Source organism: Nocardia sp. AB354, from assembly GCF_049538315.1.
GTDB lineage: Bacteria > Actinomycetota > Actinomycetes > Mycobacteriales > Mycobacteriaceae > Nocardia > Nocardia nova.
In genome coordinates, this window is the sequence record NZ_JBMVFU010000007.1 from 232855 (window position 1) to 254351 (window position 21497).

Below are 21497 nucleotides of genomic sequence, written 5' to 3' on the forward strand. Positions count from 1 at the left end.
GCTCCCCAACCGATGGCCGACAACGACGAGCTGCGGCAATACCTCAAGAAGACCGCGAAAGAGCTGTACGAGACCAAACAACAACTCCGCGAGCTCACCGACCGGTCGACCGAACCCATTGCCATCGTCGGCATGTCCTGCCGGTATCCCGGCGGTGTGCGCTCGCCCGAGGACCTGTGGCGCCTGACCGCCGACGGTGTGGACGCGGTCGGCGGCTTCCCCACCGACCGCGGCTGGAATCTGCAGCGGCTCTACGATCCGGATCCGGATGTGCCGGGCACGGTGTACACCCGCGAAGGCGGATATCTCGATGCCGTCGGTGACTTCGATGCGGCCTTCTTCGGAATCAGCCCCCGTGAGGCCGCGGCGATGGATCCGCAGCAGCGTCTAATGCTCGAGGTGTCCTGGGAGGCCCTGGAGCACGCCGGCATCGATCCGATGTCGTTGCGCGGCAGCGGAACCGGCGTCTTCGCCGGTGTCATCCACCAGAACTACGGTCCGCGCATCGGCACGTCGGCGACCACCGGTGAAACCGAAGGCCACGCCTACTTCGGCGTCGCCAACAGCGTGCTGTCCGGCCGGATCGCCTACACCTTGGGCTTCAAGGGCCCGGCGATTTCCGTCGACACCGCGTGCTCGTCGTCCCTCGTGGCCATTCACCTCGCATGTCAGGCGTTGCGCAACGGGGACGCCACCCTCGCGCTGGCCGGTGGCGTCACGGTGATGTCCGATCCGTCCCTGCTGATCTCGTTCGCGCGCCAGCGCGGGCTTTCCCCCGATGCCCGCTGCAAGGCGTTCGCGGCGGCCGCCGACGGCACCGGCTTTTCCGAAGGCGTCGGCATGCTGGTGCTGGAGCGGCTGTCCGAGGCCCGCCGGCTCGGCCGCACCGTGCTGGCGGTGGTGCGTGGGAGCGCGGTGAATCAGGACGGCGCGAGCAACGGCCTGACCGCTCCGAACGGACTGTCCCAGGAACGAGTCGTCGCGCAGGCGTTGGCGAACGCGGGTCTGGGCGCCTCGGATGTCGACGTGGTGGAGGCGCACGGCACCGGCACCAAGCTGGGCGATCCGATCGAGGCGACCGCACTGATCGGCGTCTACGGGAAGGGGCGCGCACACGGACCGCTGCGTTTGGGCTCGCTGAAGTCGAATATCGGGCACACGCAGGCCGCCGCGGGGGTGGCCGGCGTGATCAAGATGGTGCAGGCGATGCGGCACGAGATGTTGCCGCAGACATTGCATGTGGATGCGCCGTCGCCGCACGTGGATTGGTCGGCGGGAACGGTACGACTGCTGCGCAGCGGCGAACCGTGGCCGGCGGGGGAGCGGGTGCGCCGGGCGGGGGTCTCCTCGTTCGGGGCCAGTGGTACCAATGCCCATCTGATCGTGGAGGAAGCGCCCGCCGAGCCGGTCGCGGACCCGGCGAGTGCGGATGTGCCGGATCTCGATCCCATCGCATCCGATGTGGTCCCGCTGGTGATCTCGGCCAAGTCCCGCGCCGCGCTGCGGGCACAGGCGGATCGCTTGCGGCAGTGGCTGCTCGGCGATCCCGACGCCGATCCGTGGGACGTCGCCCATTCGCTGACGACCTCGCGGGCGCTGTTGGATCACCGCGGTGTGGTCCTCGGCCGCGGCCGCGACGAACTGCTCGCGAGCCTGGCCGATCTGGCGACGGGTGCGCCGAACACGATCGAGTCGAAAGTGCTTGCGGGACAGACCGCCTTCCTGTTCACCGGGCAGGGTGCCCAGCGAGCCGGTATGGGCGCCGGTTTGTACCGGGCGTTTCCGGTGTTCGCGGCGGCGCTGGACGAGTTGTGCGCGGAGTTCGATCCGCTGCTCGGCCGTTCGCTGCGGGAGGTGATGTTCGCCGGTCCGGATGCGGTGCTGGATCGGACGGAGTTCACGCAGCCCGCGCTGTTCGCGTTCGAAGTGGCGCTGTTCCGGCTGGTCGAATCCTTCGGTGTGACACCGGACGTGGTGATCGGGCATTCGATCGGAGAGTTGGCGGCCGCATATGTGGCCGGGGTGTGGTCACTCTCGGACGCGTGCGCCCTGGTGGCCGCGCGTGGCCGGTTGATGGGTGCGCTCCCCGCGGGCGGCGCGATGCTCGCCGTGGCGGTCGAGGAGGCGCGGGCGGTCGAGATCGCCGCCGATTCCGGCGGCGCGGTGGAGGTCGCGGCGGTGAACGGCCCGTCCTCGACGGTGCTGTCCGGAGATGTCGACGCCATCGCGGAGATCGAGCGGCGACTCGGCGCTCTCGGTGTCGAGACCAACCGGTTGCGGGTCACGCAGGCCTTCCATTCGGCGCGGATGGATCCGATGCTGGCCGAGTTCCGGTCCGTCGCCGAGAGCGTCACGTACCGCCCGCCGAACCTGCCGGTGGTGTCGAACGAATTGGGCGATGTCGCCGGAAACGCGGTGACACAACCGGAGTACTGGGTGCGCCAGGTACGCGGCTGTGTGCGGTTCGCGCCGGGAGTCGCGGCGCTGGTGGCGGCGGGAGTGCGCCGTTTTGTCGAGGTCGGCCCGAATGCGGTGCTGGCGGCGATGACTCGCGAATGTCTGGCCGAACTTCCGGAGGTCGAGCCGGCCGCTTCGGTGGTGGCGACAGCGCGGCGCTCGGTCGACGAGGTGGTGCGGTTCGCCACGGCGTTGGCTGAGCTTCAGGTGGCGGGTGCGGCAGTGGATTGGGCCCCGTGGTTCGCGGGCCGGAACGTGCGGCGAGTTCCGTTGCCCACCTATGCGTTTCAGCACCGGCGGTACTGGCTGCAGCCCGCCGGCGAGGTGTCGCCGGCGTCGGATCATCCGATTCTGACCGGCGTGGTCGGGCTGGCGGGCAGCGACGAGTGGCTGTTCACCGGCCGGTTGTCGTTGCGCACTCATCCGTGGATCGCCGACCACACGACCTACGGTGTCGTGGTCGTGCCGAGCGCGGCCTTGATCGAGTTCCTGCTCGTCGCGGGCGGCCGGATCGGCTGCGGGGTGGTCGACGACCTCACCCTGCAGGCGCCGATTCTGCCGACCGCGGACGACGAGATCGAGCTGCAGGTCCTGGTGCAAGCGACCGACCAGGCCGGGCGTCGCCGGTTCGAGTTCTATTTCCGGACCTCGGCGGACGACGACTGGGTACACAACGCGACCGGCGCACTGGCGGCGCAAGGGGACCATGACTCGGAGTTGTCGGCGCGGTTGCGGGCGGAGCCGTGGCCGCCGGCCGACGCGGAACGGGTCGATACCGCGGGACTGGCCGAGCGGATCTACCGGGATGCCGGGCTCGAATACGGTCCGGCGTTCATCGGGGTGCGCGCCGCATGGCAGCGCGGCGACGCGGTCTTCTCCGAGGTCGTCCTCGATACCGCCGCCGCACCGGAGGCCGCTCGCCACGATCTGCATCCGGCCCTGCTGGATCTGGTGCTCCACGCGGGCTTTTCGCGGCTGATGTGGCGGGACGCGGATTTCCCTCCCGATACGGGCCGGTTGTTGTTCCGGTGGGGCGGTGCGCGATTCCACCGGCAGGCGGGTGAACGCCGGGCCGAGGTGACCTCGCTGCGGGTCGTCGCGATCGCGAGCGGGACCGAAACCATCTCCGTCGCGGCGGTCGATCCGAACGGCGACCCGATCGTCTCGGTCGACGCGGTGGTGATGCGCCCGTACGACCTCGGCGAGTTCCGGCGGATCCTGGCGCGCGACGACGTCGGCCTCTACGAGGTGCGGTGGGAGTCCGCGCCGGCGAGCCCGGCCGCGTCGCAGGCCCCGTCGATGGCGGTACTCGGGAGCGCGCCGCTACCGGGGATCGGCGCCTGCTACGGTTCCGTCGCCGAAGTCATTGCGGCCGAACGGGTTCCGGATGTAGTAGTGTGGCGGGCCGCAGCGCAGGCCAGCGCCGACGCTACCGATGTCGCGGCGGCGGTGCGGGCGCACGTGCAGGGCACGCTGACGGTACTGAAGTCCTGGCTCGCGCAGCGATCTCTCTCCGACGCCCGGCTGGTCGTGGTGACGGCGGGCGGTGCCGGATCGCCCGAGGCGCAACCGGATCCGGCCGCCGCCGCGCTGTCGGGACTGGTGCGCAGTGCGCAGTCGGAGAATCCGGGGCGGTTCGTTCTACTCGACACCGACCCTGCCGTGGCGGTGGACGGTGATCTGATCGCGGAGGTGGTGCGATCGGGTGAACCGCAGGTCGCCGTGCGCGGTAGGCAGCTGCTGGTTCCGCGGTTGACGCGCGCCTCGGCAGCGGACGAGACCGGTGTCGCGGTGTCGCCGTGGGATGCGACGGTGGTGATCACCGGTGGCACCGGTGGCTTGGGCGCCCTGTTCGCCCGCCATCTGGTCGCCGAACACGGTGTGCGCAGGCTGGTGCTGACCTCGCGCCGCGGACCTGCGGCCCCCGGTGCCGACGTCCTGGCCGCCGAGCTGATGCGGGCCGGAGCCGACGTCCGGGTGATCGCCTGCGACATCGCGGATCGCGAGGCGGTGGCACAGCTGGTGGACACCCTGGATCCCGCCGGCGGGCCGATCGCGATCGTGCATGCCGCCGGGGTGCTCGACGACGGCACCGTCGAGTCGTCGACCCCCGAGCAGGTGGATCGGGTGCTGGCGCCGAAGGTCGACGGGGCATGGCATCTGCACGAGTTGACCCGCGACCGCGATGTGTCGGCGTTCGTGCTGTTCTCCTCCGTCGCCGCAGTGCTCGGATCTCCGGGGCAGGGCAATTACGCGGCGGCGAACGGATTTCTGGACGCCCTCGCCCAATCGCGGCGAGCGGCGGGGATGGCCGCGACCTCGGTGGCGTGGGGGCCCTGGCATCAGGGCAGCGGAATGACCGGCGCGGTGGACGATGCTGCGCTGCGCCGCTGGGCGCGCCTGGGCCTGGGGCAGCTCGCCGACGCCGACGGTCTGCGCCTGTTCGATGCGGCCCTCGCGCACGTTCGACCGATACCCCTGCGATTCGACGCGACCGTCCTGCGGCGCGCATCCGACGCCGTCGCGGTTCCCGCCGTACTGCGTGGATTCCTGCCCCGCTCGGCGCGACCGGCGCGCACCGAATCGGCCGCGTTGTCGCTGGGCGCGAGGTTGGCCGGGGTGCCGGAGGCACAACGCCGTGATGTCGTGCTGGAGGTGGTGCGCGAGCAGGTGGCCGCCGTGCTGGGGCACGACTCGGGCAACGATATCGGGCCCGACCAGCCCTTCGACGAGATCGGTTTCGATTCCCTCGCCGCGGTGGAGTTCCGCAACCGCCTGGCCGAGGCCACCGGCGTGCAGCTGGTATCGACTCTCGTGTTCGACCACCCGACCCCGTCGGCGGTGGCGAAACTCGTGCACTCCCGCATCGCGCCGGTCGCGGCCGGCGGAGCCGCCGTCGAGCCCGTGCGCCGGGTGCGGACCGACGAACCGATCGCGATCGTGGGGATGGCGTGCCGCTTCCCGGGCGGTGTGGAGTCACCGGACCACCTGTGGGACCTCGTCGCCTCCGGAACCGATGCGACCGGCGAGTTCCCGTCGGATCGCGGCTGGGAGCTCGAGCGACTGTTCGACCGGGACCCGGACAAACCCGGTACCGTCTACACCACCCGCGGTGGATTTCTCTATGACGCAGCGGATTTCGATCCGGGATTCTTCGGGATCAGCCCCCGCGAAGCCGTCGCGATGGATCCGCAGCAGCGATTGCTGCTGGAAGTGTCGTGGGAGGCGTTGGAGCAGGCGGGTATCGACCCGGTATCCCTGCGCGGCAGCGATACCGGAGTGTTCACCGGCGCCGGCGCCTCGGGCTATGTCGACCGCGTCGAGGGCGAACTCGAGGGCTATCGGCTCACCGGTAACACCAGCAGCGTGATATCCGGGCGGGTGGCCTACGTGCTCGGGCTGGAGGGGCCGGCGGTGACCGTGGACACCGCGTGCTCGTCGTCGCTGGTGTCGCTGCATCTGGCCTGCCAAGCGCTGCGCCAGGGTGACAGCTCGCTGGTGCTGGCCGGTGGTGTCACCGTCGCGGCCAGCCCCTATCTGTACGTGGATTTCGCGCGGCAGCGCGGTCTTTCGCCCGACGGCCGGTGCAAGGCCTTCTCCGCGGAAGCCGACGGCGTCGCCTTCGCCGAGGGTGTCGGTGTGCTGGTGCTCGAGCGGCTCTCCGATGCCCGGCGCCGGGGGCACGACGTGCTCGCGCTCGTGCGCGGGACGGCGGTGAACCAGGACGGTGCGAGCAACGGATTGACCGCGCCGAACGGTCCGTCGCAAGAACGAGTGATCGCGCAGGCACTCGCCAATGCCGGGCTCGCACCCGCCGACGTGGACGCGGTGGAGGCGCACGGGACCGGCACCCCGCTCGGTGATCCGATCGAGGCCAACGCGTTGATCGCCGCGTACGGGCAGGACCGCGGGGACCGGGAGCCGTTGCGGATCGGCTCGATCAAATCGAATATCGGCCACACCGTCGCCGCGGCCGGTGTCGGTGGCGTGATCAAGATGGTGCAGGCGCTGCGGCACGAAACCCTGCCCCGCACCCTGCACGCGGAATTGCCGTCCCCGCATGTGGATTGGTCCGCGGGCGAGGTGCGGCTGCTGACCCGGCCGGAACCGTGGCCCGCGGGGGAGAAGGTGCGCCGGGCCGGTGTGTCGTCGTTCGGTGTCAGCGGCACCAACGCGCACGCGATCCTCGAGGAGGCGCCCGCCACCCCGTCGGGCGTCTCGGCGCCGGCCGCCGCCGACCACCGACCGCCGATGCCGTGGCTGGTCTCGGCCAAGAACGAGACCGCCCTGCGGGCGCAGGCGGCCAAGCTGCGGAACTGGCTGCTCGACCATCCGGATGCCGATCCGGCGGATGTGGCGTATTCCCTGGCGACCGCGCGCACGCAGCACGAGTGCCGGGCGGTGGTGCTCGGTGGTGATCGTGAGCAGATGTCGGCGCGACTCGCGGCGCTCGCGTCCGGAACATCCTCGCCCGCAGTGATTTCCGGCACGGTGTGCACGGGCAGGACGGCCTTCCTGTTCACCGGCCAGGGTGCGCAACGCGTCGGAATGGGCGCGGAGCTGGCAGCGGCGTTCCCGGTATTCTCCCGAGCGCTGGACGAGGTGTGCGCCCGGTTCGATCCCCTGGTGGGATGTTCGTTGCGGCAGGCGATGTTCACCGGGCGCGGAAGTGACGCGGCCGCCGCGGAGACCGGGATGCTGGATCGGACCCGGTTGACCCAGCCCGCCCTGTTCGCCTTCGAAGTGGCGATGTGCCGGCTCATGGAGTCGTTCGGTCTGAGCCCCGACCTGGTGATCGGCCATTCGATCGGCGAGTTGGCCGCGGCGTATGTGGCCGGCGTGTGGTCGCTCGACGATGCCTGCGCACTGGTCGCAGCGCGCGGGCGGTTGATGGCAGAGCTGCCCGAGGGCGGCGCGATGCTCGCGATCGCCGCATCGGAAGCCGAAGTCGATTCGGCAACCGTCGAATTCGGTGATCGAGTGGCCATCGCGGCGGTGAACGCGGCGGCGGCCGTGGTGGTCTCGGGTGACGAAGACGCCGTCGGCGAAGTCGAGCGGCAGTTCACCGAGCGGGGCCGCCGGACGAGCCGATTGCGGGTCTCGCACGCGTTCCATTCCGCGCGGATGGAGCCGATGCTGGCCGAATTCGAGCAGGCGGCGGCCGGTGTGTCCTTCGGCGACCCCCGCATTCCGCTGGTGTCGAACGTTTCGGGCCGCATTGCCGGCGAGGAGATCTCGGATCCGGGGTACTGGGTGTCGCAGGTGCGTGCCGCGGTGCGTTTCGCGCCGGGTGTCGAGACTCTGGTGGCGGCGGGCGTGCGCCGCTTCCTGGAAGTCGGGCCCGACGCGGTGCTGGCGGCGATGACGCAGCAGACCCTTCCCGCGGAGATCGAGGAGCGCTCCGCGATCGCCGCGGCGGCTCGCCGGGAGCACGACGAGGTCGAGCAGTTCCTGACACTGCTCGGCCGAGCGCATACCGCCGGACTGCCGGTCGACTGGACTCGGCTGTTCGCCGACCGCCGCAATACCCGGGTCGCTCTGCCCACCTACGCCTTCGAACATCGCCGGTACTGGCTCGACCCCGCCGCCGGGGACGCCCGGAATACTTCGGAGCATCCGCTGCTCACCGACGTGGTGCGCGTGGGCGATCGCGACGAGTGGCTGTTCACCGGGCGGCTGTCGCTGCGCACCCAGCCCTGGATCGCCGACCACACCAGCTACGGAGTGGTGCTCGTCCCGAGCGCCGCGCTGATGGAGATGCTGGTGGTCGCCGGTCGGCGGATCGGATGCGGCGCCGTGGACGAGCTCACGCTCGAGGCGCCGATCCTCCCGCCGGCGCAGGGCGATGTCGAGCTGCAAGTGCTGGTGCGGGAACCGGATCCGACGGGCCGGCGACCGTTCACCCTCCACTACCGGCTGCCCGCTCGGGACTTGGAATGGGCGCGCAACGCCAGTGGTGTGCTGAGCGGCGAGCAACCGGCCGGCCCCGAACTCACCGACATCCTGCGCGCCGAGGCGTGGCCGCCGGCCGACGCCGAACCGGTCGATCCCGCATGGATCCCGGCCCAGGTCGCCCGGGTCGCCGGCCTGGAATACGGGAGCTCGTTCATCGGCATCGACGCCGCATGGCGTCGGGGCGACACGATCTTCTCCGAGGTCACCTTGAACCGCGAGGTCTCGCCCGATCGGTTCCAGTTGCATCCGGCCCTGTTCGATATGGCGCTCCATGCCGGACTCGTCTGTTTGATCTGGTCCGACGACCCTGGCGACCGTAGCGAGGGCAAGCTCCTGTTCCGCTGGGGCGCAACGCGATTCCACACCACCGCACGGGTGACCACCCTGCGGGTGATGGCCGTCCGGCGCGGCAGCGAGACGACCAGCGTCGTGGCCGTCGATCAGGACGGAAATCCGGTGTTCTCCGTCGACGAGGTGGTGATGCGTTCCTACGATGCCTCGCAGTTGCGCGCCACGCTGCCGGGTGCGCCTGCGAGCCGGTACGGGTTGGGCTGGACGGTCGTCGAGCCCGGCGAACCGCTTCCGGGCCGTATCGCCCTGCTCGGGACCGCGCGGGTGCGCGGAATCGAGGAGCGGTATCCGGATCTCGCCGCCCTCGCATCGGCGCCGGCCGTCCCGGATGTCGTCGTGTGGCCCGAATTCTCGGGGGCGCAGAGTGATTCGCCGTTGTCGGCGAACGACCGCGTGAAAACGGCCCTGCGCACGGTGCACGACTGGCTGGCGGAGGCTCGCTTCGCGCGGTCGCGGCTGGTGGTGCTGACCGACCGTGGGGCGGCGCTGCCCGGCGAAGCTCCGGATACCGGATCGGCGGCGATCGCGGGACTGATCCGCAGCACCCAGACCGAATATCCGGAACGGTTCGTCCTCCTCGACGCCGCCGAGGGCACGGACCACATCTCGGCCGAGCGGATCGCCGCCGCGATCGCGACCGGCGAACCCCAGATGGCGCTGCGCGCCGGCCGCCTCCTGACGCCGCGCCTCGAGCCGGTGACGTCCGTTGCGGCCGAGCCGGTTTCGTTCGGCTCCGGAACCGTCCTGATCACCGGCGGCACCGGGGGGCTGGGCGCGTTGCTGGCACGACATCTGGTCACCGCGCACGACGTGCGACGACTGCTGCTGGTATCGCGCCGCGGCGAACGTGCCCCCGGCGCAATCGAACTCGCCGACGATCTGGCGCGTCTCGGTGCCGACGTGCGGATCGCCGCCTGCGATGTCACCGACCGCGACGCGCTGCGGGAGGTGCTGGCCGGCATTCCCGCCCAGCATCCGCTCACCGGGATCGTGCACGCGGCGGGCGTCCTCGACGATGGCACTGTCCACACGCTCACCGGTGCACAGGTGGATCGGGTGTTCGCGCCCAAGGCGGCCGCCGCCGAGTACCTGCACGAGCTCACCCGGGGGATGAATCTCGAGGCGTTCGTGATGTTCTCCTCGATCTCCGGGATCATCGGGTCGGCGGGGCAGGCGAATTACGCCGCCGCGAACGCCTTCCTGGACGCGCTCGCCGCGCGACGCCGCGCCGAAGGGCTACCGGCCGACGCACTCGCCTGGGGTCCGTGGCAGCCGGACATCGGTATGACGGGTGGGCTGGATCGCGCCGCTCTCGGTCGATTGGAGCGCCTGGGTCTGGCGCCCCTGGACCGCACCGAGGGCCTGCGGTTGTTCGACGAAGCCCTCGCCGCGGCCGAATCGTTCTCGGTGCTGATGCATCTGGATACCGGGAAGTTGCGGTCGGAGGCGTACGACGGCCTGGTACCGCCGGTATTGCGCGGATTCGTGCGCGCCCGCGACCGTTCGGTCACCGCGGTCGCCGCCGAACCGCCACTGGAGGAGCGGCTGCACGGCGTAGCCGAGGCGAAGCGCCCCGGCGTCGTCCTGGACGTGGTGCGCGAACAGGTGGCCGCGGTGCTGGGCTACGACTCGCCCGACGACGTGGGGCCCGATCGCGGGTTCGACGCACTCGGCTTCGATTCCCTCGGCGGTGTGGAGTTCCGGAACCGGCTGTCGAAGACGACCGGACTGTCGCTGCCCTCGACCCTGGTGTTCGACTATCCGACCGCGCGCGAGGTCGCCGACTACGTGCTGGCACAGATCGCGACGGTCGCGCCTGCCCCGGTGACGCCCGCGGCGTCGGACGATATTGCCCGGCTCGAGGCACTGCTCGAGCGGATCATCGCCGCCGGCGCCGGCAACGACGAGATCCGCGCCGGATTGCGCGGGGTCGACGAGCGCCTGCGTACCTTCCTCGGTGCCGAGGCGACCGCGCACGAGTACGACGACCTCGAATTTACCTCCGACAGTGAGCTCTTGGATTTGATCGACAAGGAGTTCGGCCCGGCATGAGCAACCCCGAGACCAGCAACGAGGCACGGCTCAGCCGGTATCTGCGAAAGGTCACCGCGGACCTGCGCGCCGCCCGGAAACATATTCAGCACCTGGAAGACCGGGCCGGCGAACCGATCGCGATCGTCGGGATGAGTTGCCGATATCCGGGTGGTGCCGACACTCCGGCGCGGTTGTGGGAGCTGGTCGCCGCCGGCACCGACGCCGTCGGTCCGTTCCCGGCCGATCGTGGCTGGGACCTCGAGCGTCTGTTCGACCCCGACCCCGGTACACCGGGAACCGTCTACACGCGCGAAGGGGGATTCCTCGATGCCGCAGGCGATTTCGATGCGGGATTCTTCGGCATAGGCCCGCGCGAGGCCGCGGCCATGGATCCGCAGCAGCGGTTGTTCCTGGAAGCGGCCTGGGAGGCGCTGGAGGACGCCGGGATCGATCCGATCGCGCTGCGCGGTGGCGACACCGGGGTGTACGCGGGTGTGATCCATCAGGACTACGGGCCCCGCGTCGGTTCGCCGGGCCTGACCGCGGAGTCGGAAGGCCATGCCTACCCGGGTGTTTCGTCCGCCGTCCTGTCCGGGCGGGTCGCCTTCACCTTCGGATTCAAGGGCCCCGCGCTCTCGGTGGACACCGCGTGTTCGTCGTCGCTGGTCGCGCTGCACCTCGCCTGTCAGGCACTGCGTCAGGGCGACACCTCGCTCGCCCTGGTCGGCGGAGTCACCGTGATGTCGGATCCCACCCTGCTGATCGCCTTCGGCCGGCAGCGCGCGCTGTCCCCGGACGGACGGTGCCGGGCATTCGCGGCGGGAGCGGACGGGACCGGATTCTCCGAAGGGCTCGGCATGCTCGTCGTGGAGCGCTTGTCGGATGCGCGTCGCAACGGTCATCAGGTTCTCGCGCTCATCCGAGGCAGCGCGGTCAACCAGGACGGCGCGAGTGCCGGCCTGACCGCGCCGAACGGCCCGTCGCAGGAGAAGGTGATCACCGATGCGCTCGCCAACGCCGGTCTGACACCCGCCGACATCGACGTGGTCGAAGCGCACGGCACCGGCACGACGCTCGGCGACCCGATCGAGGCGCAGGCGTTGATCGCCACCTACGGCCGCGAGCGCGTCGCGGGCCCGCTCCGGCTCGGCTCGCTGAAGTCGAACATCGGGCACACCTCCGCCGCCGCCGGGGTCGGCGGGGTCATCAAGATGGTGCAGGCGCTACGGCACGACCTGCTGCCCGCGACGTTGCACATCGACGCTCCGTCCCCGCATGTGGACTGGTCGGGCGGCGGAGTGCGGCTTCTCACCACCGCGGAACCGTGGCCGGCGGGCGGGCGGGTGCGTCGCGCGGCGGTGTCCTCCTTCGGTGCCAGCGGCACCAACGCGCATCTGATTCTGGAGGAGGCTCCTGTTCCGGAGGCGGCATCCGCCGACCCGGTGGACGACGGCGCCGATCGTGTGCGGGCCGTGGGATCCGCTGTCTCGCCGTGGCTGATCTCGGCGAAGACCGAGGCGGGCCTGCGGGCGCAGGCGGGCGCGTTACTGAATTGGGTGACCGAACAGCCGGACCTGGAAGTCGGCGACATCGGCTGGTCGCTGGTGACGACCCGTGCTCAGCTGGAGTACCGGGGTTCGGTCGTCGCCGCCGACCGGGAGACGATGCTCGCCGGCCTGGCAGCACTCGCCGAACACGGTTCGGCGACCACAGCGGGCGGCGTGGTGACGGGGCAGGCGGCCACCCGGAAGGCGGCCTTCCTGTGCACCGGTCAGGGCGCGCAGCGGGTCGGGATGGGGCGGGAACTGTACGCGGCGTTCCCGGTGTTCGCTGCCGCGGTGGACGAGATCTGTGCGCAGTTGGATCCGCTGCTGGGCGGCTCGCTCGCCGAGCTGATGTTCACCGGACGGTGGTCGGGCGGCGGTCTCGACGAGGCCGACGGCCATGTGCTCGATCGGACCGAATTCACCCAGCCCGCGCTGTTCGCGTACGAGGTCGCGCTGGGCCGGCTCCTGATCTCCTACGGCATGACACCCGATGTGCTGATCGGACATTCGATCGGCGAGGTGGCGGCCGCCTGTCTCGCCGGCGTGTGGTCGCTGCCCGACGCCTGCCGATTGGTGGCGGCCCGCGGGCGGCTGATGGGGCGGTTGCCACGGGGCGGCGCCATGCTCGCGGTCGCGGCGAGCGAAGCCGAGGTGTCGGAGGTGCTGGCGGCGGTGGCCGGCGATAGGCGCCGGGTGTCCATCGCGGCGGTGAATTCCCCTGTCTCCGTCGTGGTTTCGGGCGACGACGATGCCGTCTCGGCAGTCGGCCGGTGGTTCGCCGACCGTGGGCGCAAGACGTCGCGGCTGGCGGTATCCCATGCGTTCCATTCGCATCGCATGGAACCCATGCTGGCCGAATTCGAGTCCGTCGCAAGGGATCTGACCTATCACCGTCCGCGGATTCCGCTGGTGTCCACCGTGTCGGGCCGGATTGTCGGCGACGAATTACTGGAACCCCGGTACTGGGTCGAGCAGGTGCGGGCGGCCGTGCGGTTCGCTCCGGGCGTGGACGCCCTGGTGGCAGCGGGTGTCCGCCGGTTCCTGGAAGTCGGCCCGGATGCCGTCCTGACGGCGATGGTCCGCGAATGCCTGCCGGAGAATATCGAATCGCAGTCGTCGGTCGTCGCGGGCGCGCGTCGGGGGCGGCCGGAGGTCGAGCAGCTGGTCCACTGCCTGGCCCACGCGCACGTGGTGGGCTTCGAGGTCGATTGGCCCGCGTTCTTCGCCGGACGATCGGTCTCGCGAGTGCCGTTGCCCACCTACGCTTTTCAGCGTCACCGCTACTGGCTCGCGTCCGGCTCCCACACCGCCGACGTCGAGGCGGCCGGTCTCGGTGCGGTCGACCATGCGCTACTGGGCGCGGTGATCTCGGTCCCCGAATCCGATGGTCTGCTGTTGACGGGCCGGCTGTCGGTGGCGACCCAGCCGTGGCTGGCCGACCACACGATTGCGGGGGTGGTGGTGTTCCCCGCCACCGGCTTCGTCGAGCTCGCGCTGCATTCCGGGATGCGGATCGGCTGTTCGACGCTGACCGAACTGGGGTTGCGGGCACCGCTGGTTTTGCCGGAGTCCGGCGGCGTCGCCCTCCGGGTCGTGGTCGGCGGCCTGGACGAGGAGGGCGGCCGGACGGTGCGGGTGTTCTCCGGCCCCGACGGTGATTTCGAGGCGAATCCGTCCTGGACATTGCATGCCGAGGGTGTTCTCGCCGAGGGCCGGGCCGCCGGCTTCGACCTGATGTCGTGGCCGCCGGTGGGCGCCGCCGCTGTCGACGTCGACGGTATGTACGACGAATTGCTCGATGCCGGTTACGGATACGGCCCGGCGTTCCAGGGGGTGCGTGCGGCCTGGCGGCGTGGAGACGAGTTGTTCGCCGAGGTCGCGTTACCCGACTCGGCCGCAGCCGAGGGTTTCGGCATTCATCCGGCGCTGTTCTACGCGGCGCTGCAGCCCGGGATGGTCCGCGGCGCGGACGCAGCGTCCCCGGCGTTGCCGGCCACATGGACTCGGGTGACCCGGTATTCGGTGGGGGCCGCGGTGGTGCGGGTGCGGATCGTCGTCGACGGCGACGAGTTCGGGGTGCGGATCGCCGACGATCGCGGGCAGCCGGTGTTGTCGGCGGCCGCCGTGGCCCCCCGGCCGATTTCGGCCGAGGAGCTGGGTGCGCGCCTGGCTGATCGGAATCTGTTCGATGTGGAGTGGGTCGCCGCCGCGCGGTCCTCGGTGGCGACCGTTGTGCCCGAACGGGTGGCGGTAATAGGTTCGCCGGCCGGCCATCCCGACCTCGAGACTCTGATCGACACTCTGGCCGCGTCCGAGGATTCGGTAGTTCCGGAGATCGTTCTGTGGGAGTGCCCCGAGTTCGAGGGTGCGCCGCCGGAGGCGGCCCGGCGCGTCGTCACCGGTGTTCTCGGCACGCTCCAACGCTGGTTGAGCGATTCTCGCTTCGAACGGTCGCGTCTGGTTGTGGTGACCCGATTCGCCGTGGCCGTCGATAAGTCCGACCCGGTGAGCCTGAGCCACGCCCCGGTGTGGGGTTTGTTGCGCGCCGCACAGGCGGAACACCCGGACCGGTTCCAGGTGCTCGACCTCGACAGGGCGGATTCGGAGCGGGACCCGAGCACTGTGGCGGTGTTGTCCGCCGCGGTTGCGGACGAGCCCGAGGTCGCGGTGCGCGGCGCGGAGGTGCTGGTTCCGCGGTTGCGTCGCCGTGAGTCCGGCGCACTCGTTCGGACCGTGGAGCGGGGCACGGTGCTGGTCACCGGTGGGACGGGAGGGCTCGGTGCGTTGATCGCCCGGCACCTCGTCGCGAACCACGGTGCGCGGCAACTGCTTCTGATCTCACGTCGCGGAACGGTGGCCCCCGGCGCGATGCGGTTGCGCGACGAACTGGTCGAACTCGGCGCGCAGGTGACTATCGCCGCGTGTGACGTATCCGATCGGGCCGCGCTGGCCGCGGTGATCGACGGCATTCCCGGCGAACATCCCCTCACGGGAGTGGTGCACGCGGCCGGAACGGTCGACAACGGTGTGATCGAATCGATGACCGGGGAACGGATCGACTCGGTTTTCGCTCCGAAGGTCGATGCGGCGTGGCACCTCCACGAGCTCACGCGCGATCGTTCGCTGTCGCTGTTCGTGTTGTTCTCCTCGGCGGGCGGGCTCGTCCTGGCGGCCGGGCAGGCGAATTACGCCGCGGCGAACGTGTTCCTGGATGCGCTGGCGGCACATCGCCGCCGTGCGGGATTGCCCGCGAAGTCGGTGGATTTCGGTCTGTGGGCGCGGTCGAGCGGGCTCGGCGTCGACTTGTCCGAGGCCGATTTCGAACGGATGCGCCGGCAGGGGTTCCCGCCTCTGACCGAATCGCAGGGTGTGGCGCTGTTCGATTCGGCGTTGGCCGCCGATACGGCTCAACTGGTGGCGCTGCGGATCGATCCGGCGATGCTGCGCACCCGCGGTGCGGGGATTCCGGCGCTGGTCCGCTCGATCGTTGCGGTCACCCCACGCCGGCAGTCGACACCCGCGGCGGGACCGGCATTCCTGCGGCTGCCGGCTGGTTCGTCGGACTCCGATCGTGCGGCAGCGGTGCTCGACCTGGTTCGATCGGTGGCTGCCGGTGTTCTCGGGCATCCGTCCGCGGATGCGGTCGAACCGCGGCGAGCGTTTCGGGAGTTGGGTTTCGATTCCCTCGGTGCGGTCGAGTTCCGGAACCGGCTCGACGCCGCGAGCGGTCTGAAACTACCGGCGACGCTCATCTACGACTATCCGACTCCCGAAGCCGTCGCGCAGTTCGTCCGTTCGGAACTCGACGGCGTGGGGACCGCCGATACCGGTGTGCCCGAACGCATTCGGAACGACGGCGACCCGATCGCGATCGTCGCGATGAGTTGCCGATATCCCGGCGGGGTTGCCTCACCGGAAGACCTGTGGCACGTGGTCGCGGCGGGCAGCGATACCACCGGGGTGCTGCCGGCGGATCGAGGCTGGGATATCGACACCCTCTACGATCCGGAACCGGGAAAGGCGGGCTGTACCTACACCCGGAACGGCGGATTCCTCTATACCGCAGCAGATTTCGATGCCGACTTCTTCGGAATCAGTCCCAACGAGGCCACCGCGATGGATCCGCAGCAGCGGCTGCTGCTGGAGACGTCGTGGGAGGCCTTGGAACGCTCCGGCGTCGACGCGAACGCGTTGCGCGGCAGTGCGACCGGGGTCTTCACCGGGGTGTCGTTCCACGACTATCCCGCCAGCGCGAATACGGGATCCATTGTGTCCGGGCGGGTTTCGTATGCATTCGGCTTCGAGGGCCCGGCGGTCACCGTGGATACCGCGTGTTCGTCGTCGCTGGTGGCGATGCATCTGGCCGCGCAGTCGCTGCGGTCGGGTGAATGCGATCTGGCGCTGGCCGGTGGCGTGACGGTGATGGCGACACCGGATGTCTTCGTGGAGTTCAGCCGTCAGCGTGGCCTGTCTCCCGACGGCCGGTGCAAGTCGTTCGCCGAGGGGGCCGACGGTGTGGGCTGGTCCGAGGGTGTCGGTGTACTGGTGTTGGAGCGGTTGTCGGATGCGCGTCGCAATGGTCACGAGGTTCTTGCGGTGCTTGCGGGTTCGGCGGTGAATCAGGATGGTGCGTCGAATGGTTTGACCGCGCCGAACGGTCCGTCGCAGCGTCGGGTGATTCGGCAGGCGTTGGCCAATGCTGGTCTTTCGCCCGCGGATGTGGATGCGGTCGAGGCGCACGGCACGGGGACGACGTTGGGTGATCCGATCGAGGCTCAGGCGTTGCTTGCCACCTATGGGCAGGATCGTTCTGCGGATCGTCCGTTGTGGTTGGGATCGTTGAAGTCGAATATCGGCCACGCCCAGGCCGCGGCGGGTGTGGGTGGTGTGATCAAGATGGTCATGGCCATGCGGCATGGGGAATTGCCGCGGACACTGCACGTCGATGCGCCCAGTACCAAGGTCGATTGGTCCGAGGGCAATATCCGGTTGTTGACCGAGTCGGTGGCGTGGCCGGAGGTGGATCGTCCGCGTCGTGCGGGTGTGTCCTCGTTCGGTATCAGCGGCACCAACGCGCACGTCATCCTCGAACAGGCCCCGGAGACCGACTCGCGACCGGCAACCACGACGGCACCGGCCGGCGGCGTGCTGCCGTGGGTGGTATCGGCGCGCACGGGTGCGGCGCTCGCCGACCAGGCCCGGCGGCTGGCATCTCATCTCGCCGACCGTGAATACGACTCGGCCGACATCGGCTTCTCCATGGCGACGAGGATGGCGTTCGACCACCGTGCGGTGGTGTTGTCCTCCGAGCGCGAGGGCCTGCTGGCCGGGATCCGAGCGCTGGGCCGCGGTGAGTCCGTGCCCGGTGTGGTGTCGGGTCGGGTGGTGCCGGGTTCGACGGGTGTGGTGTTCTCGGGGCAGGGTGCGCAGTGGGCCGGTATGGCGGCCGAGCTGCGCGTTTTTCCGGTGTTCGCCGGGCATTTCGACGCGATCGTCGCGAAGCTGGAACGTGGCCTCGGGCAATCGGTTTCGCTGTCGGATGCGTTGGTCGACGAGGCGTTGGTCGATCGGACGGTGTTCGCGCAGGCGGGTTTGTTCGCGTTCGAGGTGGCGCTCTTCAGGCTGCTGGAGTCGTGGGGTGTGCGGGCGGATGTGGTGGCGGGTCATTCGATCGGTGAGGTTGCTGCTGCGCATATTGCGGGGGTGTTGTCGCTCGAGGATGCGTGTGTGGTGGTGGCGGCGCGTGGTCGTTTGATGCAGGCGTTGCCGGCGGGTGGGGCGATGGTCGCGGTGGGTGCCTCCGAGGCCGACGTGCTGTCGTTGTTCAGCGGTGAGGTCTCGATCGCGGCGGTGAACGGCCCGTCCTCGGTGGTGGTATCCGGTGCCGAATCCGCCGTCACCACCGTGGTCGAGGCGAGTGCCGAGCGCGGTTGGCGGACGAAGCGCTTGCGCGTCTCCCATGCCTTCCACTCGTCACTGATGGAACCCATGCTCGCCGAATTCGCCTCGGCGATAGTGGGTTTGACGTTCACACGCCCTATCGTCCCGCTGGTGTCGACCGTGACCGGTGCGCAGGTCGGCGACGAGATGTGCGATCCGTCGTACTGGGTGGGGCAGGTTCGCGACACGGTGCGCTTCGCGGACGCGGTCACCGCGATGGCGGATCTGGGGGTGTCCCGCTTCGCCGAGGTCGGACCGGACGCCGTCCTGTATCCGATGGTCGATCAGACCCTGGACGGGCGCACCGCGCCCGCGGGCCGCGCTGCCGCCGTGGTGGCGTTGGCTCACCGGGGCCGGGCCGATGCCGCGAGCGTGACCGCCGGCGTGGCCGCGCTGTTCGTCGCCGGTGCCGAGGTGAACTGGGCCGGTCTCTACGCCGGTACCGGAAGCCGTCGAGTCGATCTGCCCACCTACGCTTTTCAGCATCGGCGGTATTGGGCGAACGTCGCGCCCGCGGCCGCCGACGGTGGCGCTCGGGCACTGGGATTCGTCGATACCGGGCATTCGCTGATTTCGGCGATGGTGCCGCATCCCGACTCCGGCGCCGTCACCCTCAGCGGTCGTCTCTCGGTCCGTACCCATCCGTGGCTGGCTGATCATCGGGTGATGGATACGGTGCTGTTTCCCGGAACCGGGTTCGTCGAACTCGTGCTGCACGCCGGCGACCAGGTCGGCTGCCCGGTCCTCGACGAGCTGGTGCTGCGGGCGCCCTTGGCGCTCCCGGAAACCGGTGGGGTCGCGATCCGCGTGGTGGTCGACGAACCGGATGACACCGGACGCCGAGCCGTCCGGGTCTTTTCCTGTCCCGATGCCGAGGTCGATTCCACCCCGTCCTGGACATTGCACGCCGAAGGCGTTGTCGCCCAGGACGATACGACGCCCGATTTCGACCTGGTGTCGTGGCCCCCGGCGGGCGCCAGGGCTGTCGACATCGACGGTGTGTACGACGCACTCGATGCCCAGGGCTACCGGTACGGGCCCGTATTCCAGGCATTGACCTCGGTCTGGCGCGGGCCCGACGGCATCTACGCCGAGGTGGCGGTACCCGAACACGTGCGCGCCGACGCGGCCGGATTCGGGCTGCATCCGGCCCTGCTCGACGCGGCCTTGCACGCCGTGCGCTCGGCCTCGGAGACGGCCACGACGGAGGTGCCCACGACCGGCATCGCCCTGCCGTTCGAATGGTCGGGCGTCACCGTGTACGCGGGCGGCGCCGACTCGCTGCGGGTTCGGCTCACTCCGCAGGGCGAGCACGGCGTGGCTCTGGAGCTCGCCGATTCGACGGGCATGCCCGTGGCGTCCGTGCGCCACCTCGCGTCTCGGCCGATCGATCCCGCACAACTCACCACCGGGGCGGCCGCCGGACGGAATGCGTTGTTCCAGGTCGGCTGGACACCGATAGCGATCCCCGAAATCGCGACGACCACCGTCCGATGGGCAGAGCCGGCTGACGATGTCCCAGGCCTCGTCGTGTGGGACTGCCCGGCCGGTGACGATCCCGCCGCCGTCCGTGCCGCGACTCACGCCGTGCTGCACACCCTTCAGGAGTGGACGACCACCTCCCGCTTCGCCGATTCGGTGCTGGTGGTCCGGACCGAGGGCGCGGTATCCGTTGCGGGCGAGGAGATCACGAACCTCGCGGGCGCGGCGGTCTGCGGACTCGTTCGTTCCGCGCAGACCGAACATCCGGGCCGGATCGTCCTGCTCGATACCGACTCCGGCGTGCCGGCCGGACTGGCGGCCGTGGACGAACCGCAGATCGCCGTCCGCGCCGGACAGGCATACGCCACCCGTCTGACCCGCGTCACCCCCGCTGCGGCTCCGGCGGCGGACGATCTCTTCGCCGCCGACGACACCGTCCTGATCACCGGTGCGAGCGGCTATCTCGGCGGGTTGCTCGCCCGGCACCTGCTCACCGCGCACGGTGTGCGCCGGCTGCTGCTGGTGAGTCGTCGCGGTGAATCCGCCGACGGCGCAGCGCAATTGCGCGCCGAGGTGGAACAGCTCGGCGCTCGGGTCGACTTCATCTCCTGCGACGTCGCCGACCGCGAGGCATTGGCCGCGGCGTTGTCCACCGTCCCGGCGGAGCATCCGGTCACCGGCGTCTTCCATCTGGCCGGTGCGCTCGACGACGGCGCGATCGGTTCGCTCACTCCCGACCGGTTGGACACGGTGTTGCGTCCGAAGGTCGATGCCGCCCTGCATCTGCACGACCTGACCCGGGATCTCCCGCTGAAGGCGTTCGTGCTGTTCGGTTCCGTGGCCGGCACCTTCGGCAATGCCGGGCAGGGAAACTACGCGGCGGCCAACGCGTGTCTGGATGCGCTGGCCGTGCATCGCCGGGCCGCCGGCCGGCCCGGGCAATCCCTGGCGTGGGGTCTGTGGGAGGCGCAGGGCGGAATGGCCGCCGAGCTCGATGCCGCCGCGCGGCAGCGGATAGCTCGTTCCGGTGTGCTGCCGCTGTCGGCGGAACAGGGTCTCGCCCTGTTCGATGCCGCGACACGGATCGACGCCGCGACGCTGGTCCTGGCCCGATTGGATCCGACCGCGGTGCGCGCCGCCGGAATGGTTTCGCGCCTGTTCACCGACGTGCTCCCGCAGCGTCGCACCGCGGCGTCGGGCGCGGCCGCGTCGTTGCGTGCCAGGCTGGCCGACACCCCGGACTCCGAGCGTCTCGCGGTACTGGTGGAGATCGTGCGCGGCCAGGTCGCAACGATTCTGGGCCACGACCACGCGCATGCCGTCGACGTGGACAAGGCGTTCAACGAGCTGGGTTTCGACTCGGTCACCGCCGTGGAGTTCCGCAACGTTCTGAAAACCGTCACGGGTCTGCCGCTGCCCGCGACCCTGGTATTCGACTATCCGACGCCCCAGGCCCTCGCCGACCGTCTCGTCGAGATGCTTACCGAGAGCGACTCCGGCGAGTCGGAAGCGTTGCCGGAGGACGAGATTCGTCGGGCCCTTCGGACGATCCCGCTCTCCCGGCTCCGGGAGGCGGGGCTGCTGGATGCGCTGATGGAACTCGCGCAGGACGGGCGGACATCGCGCGATGAATCAGACGGCACCGATCACAGCGTCGCGGACGAGTCCATCGACGACCTGGACATCGACGACCTGATCGACCTGGCCTACAACGGCTCATCAGAGGACTGA

1 protein-coding gene and 1 pseudogene are annotated in these 21497 nt (G+C 70.0%); both read left to right on the forward strand.

Features of this window, described 5'->3' with window-relative positions; genetic code table 11:
• Positions 1–24: 24 nt before the first annotated feature.
• A pseudogene (locus ACPCUW_RS13045) lies at positions 25–10815 on the forward strand (type I polyketide synthase); the annotation flags it as partial.
• On the forward strand, positions 10812–21497 hold the full coding sequence (locus ACPCUW_RS13050; protein ID WP_423424995.1) for a type I polyketide synthase: 10686 nt from the start codon (positions 10812–10814) through the stop codon (positions 21495–21497). The pseudogene ACPCUW_RS13045 and the gene ACPCUW_RS13050, both read left to right, overlap by 4 nt.

Bases quoted from the DNA above. Each gene is read 5' to 3' on its own strand.
- ACPCUW_RS13050 (WP_423424995.1), top strand. From the start codon at position 10,812: ATGAGCAACCCCGAGACCAGCAACGAGGCACGGCTCAGCCGGTATCTG.